Consider the following 2710-nt stretch of genomic DNA (forward strand, 5'->3'; position numbering starts at 1 on the left):
CGCCAAACGCCTCGGTTTTCTAAAAGCCATCAATCCTTTTCAGGGCTACATCAACACCGACAAGACCATCGTGGAAAATATCATGATTAAATACAAGCACAATTTCTGATGAAAGCCAAATTCTATCTTTCGGCGGTGCTGATTGCGGCACATTCGCTTCTGACTTCTAGCAGTGGCGGTTCCACGCCGTCGTGGCAGCAGGAAAATGTCTCCTTTCCGATGATGAATTTGGAAATCCGCCATACGATGGAGGAAAACGGTCGTCAAAAGGAGATGAAGAACAAGCAGGCGCTGAACCTCGCTACCGAAAACCAAAACAAGAAGCAGTGGACAAAACTTCGGGAAACGACCGTGAAGATTCAGGAACGGCTCCGTTTCGTTGATTTTGCGATGCAGTCCATTCCCACGGGTTACGCAATCACTCAGGAAGCGGCAAGAATCCGAAACAACGAACTCTTGATTATCGAGGAACTCCAAACCGCTCCTTATGCACTCATCGTGGCGTTGCCAGGACAGATTCAGTTTGCGGACGACCTGCAGATGGTGGTAAGGCTTTTGGCGGGCATCGTGGTTTCCTACGGCGCCATCAACCAAATGGAGAAAGCCGAACGGAAAGTTTTGTTGGATTACGCCCTTGAGGAAGTGAAACGGCTTGAAAGCGAATCCTACTACACCCTTTTCCTGATTCGGGAACTACGAAGAAAAATCGAATACAAGAAGGCTTTGTTGGAATATTATGTCAACCGAGACCGACAGGTGGTTCAGAGCATTATTAACGGAATAAACACTTTTTAAAAATGAAAAAGATTCTTTTGACCGCATTGTTTTTTTCGGGATTATGTCTGTTTCAGGCACAAGACACGAGCTTCATCGTGATCAACGACAAACTGTTGGCGCAGCTCACCAAAAATCAGGGTGTCCGTTTGGCAAGCAATCAGGCCTACCTCGATTCCTACGAAAAGCAAAGAAAACTCTACGAGCAGGCGAACCAAAAAATGATTCAGGTGGTCGCCATCCACGAGTTTATCTACGACAAACTTTCCAACATCAATTCCGCCATCAGAAACGGGAAACAGCTCGTGTATTTCTATAAATATTTGGGCGACATCCTTACCCATTCTCAGGAAATGATGCAGCTCAGCGCACAAAATCCCGAATACGCCATTCTTCTGACCAAATACTACAACCAAATCATTCAGGAATCCATCCTGCTGAAGCAGGAAATGGTTTCCGACATTATGAACGAGAACAAGGATTTTCTGATGAACGCCTACGACCGCGACCTGCTTATCGAGAAAATGTTGGCGCGCGCAAGAGCCATCGACGGTTGGATTTTGTACATCAACATCATCCTGAAGACCGCCAAAAAAAGACCCTACCTCTATCAAATTCCCGTCCTACAAGACTATATCAATCTCGACAGGATTTTGGTTCAGGACATCCTCACCAAATACAGAAACCTTTTTTAATGAATCATTATGAATACTAAAACAAACTTCGCCTTCTTCATTGCCCTTATTGCACTGATTTTCTCTGAAAACCTGAAGGCACAATTTACCATCAAACGACTGAACGACCCTTCCATTGTGGCACAACAGAAAAGGATGGTCTTCGAGGGATGGGGCGATTGGAGACCATACCCAAAATATTTGCTCGGGATTCAGACCAATTTCGCCTATGCCACGGTTTGGGGAATGTGGGCACCGTCTAGAAACCGAGACTATAAGGACGGCCCCGATATCCGACCGCTAAAACCGACAGGCTTGGAAACCCAACGATTCGGCGAACTCGAACTGCAAAGAAAGGAGACGGAACGCATCAAAATGGAAACCGACACCATCCACAAAAGAAGTGTACAAGATTTTGCGCATTGGACTTCAGCCACAGTCAGCGCAGACCCGCTTTGGTTGCTCTACTACAACCGGATGCTGAAACCGCTACGAGAATTTCCCGACAACCCTCAAAATTATTTGGAGTGGGGATTTCAAAAACCCGAAGTCTATCAGACTTTGCTTTCTACAGGCGGAATCAGCCTTCTCAAAGAAAAATTGGATTTGCTTAAGGATAAGTACAATATCTCAAGAACGGTGGATATGCCTAGAGGAAAACGCTTCCTGATGTACCACGAAAATTTAATCGGATGGCGAAAATTTTCGTCCGAAATCCGAAGCCACGACCTAAAAGGCGGAGTGTATATGGATTACCACAAAATCCTTCAGGACATAAAAAATACCACCAACCTGTTTGGAACGAAAAATTTCAAGACCGACAAGGAAATCGCACAGGAAGTGATGAACCACTACAAACACCAATTTTAAGATGAATAGCAAAACAATTTTAACCGTGCTCTGCCTTATGGCGCTCCTACTTCCCGTAATGGGATTTGCGCAGACCAACAACAGCGTCAACAGTTTATTGCAGTTTATGAAAGGTGACGGCGCATTTGAAAGATGGTATATGGAGGTCTTCACCCAATTGGACACCGACATCCAAAGCAACGCCATCGCGGCGAGTATGCTCGGAAGAACCATCGGCGGTTTGGGAGCGTTGATGTATCTCGGATACCTCGGATTCCAAATGCAGGAAGGAGCAAGACCTTGGGAAGTGACGCCGATGATTAGACCCATCATTATCGGGATGATTCTCCTGCATTGGGTGAGTTTCTACCAAATGATTCAATATCCGCTGCAGAAATTGGCGCAACCGTCCA

General features: G+C 45.8%; 3 protein-coding genes and 1 pseudogene. All 4 read left to right on the forward strand.

Going from position 1 to position 2710, the window contains the following annotated elements:
- Positions 1-108: 108 nt before the first annotated feature.
- A complete protein-coding gene (locus Q0252_RS04390; protein WP_297984204.1) occupies positions 109-795 on the forward strand; it encodes a hypothetical protein in 687 nt (228 codons plus the stop codon).
- A gap of 2 nt (positions 796-797) precedes the next feature.
- Positions 798-1469 carry a hypothetical protein gene (locus Q0252_RS04395; RefSeq protein WP_297984206.1) on the forward strand — a complete coding sequence of 224 codons (672 nt, stop codon included), beginning with the start codon at positions 798-800 and terminating at the stop codon, positions 1467-1469.
- Between the two features lie 9 nt (positions 1470-1478).
- Positions 1479-2318 (forward strand): hypothetical protein, encoded by an 840-nt coding sequence (locus Q0252_RS04400; protein ID WP_297984208.1) that lies wholly within the window; start codon positions 1479-1481, stop codon positions 2316-2318.
- A 37-nt stretch (positions 2319-2355) separates the two neighbouring features.
- Positions 2356-2710: pseudogene (locus Q0252_RS04405) on the forward strand (hypothetical protein); the annotation flags it as partial.

It is taken from the genome of uncultured Chryseobacterium sp. (assembly GCF_936933875.1).
GTDB lineage: Bacteria > Bacteroidota > Bacteroidia > Flavobacteriales > Weeksellaceae > CAKZIK01.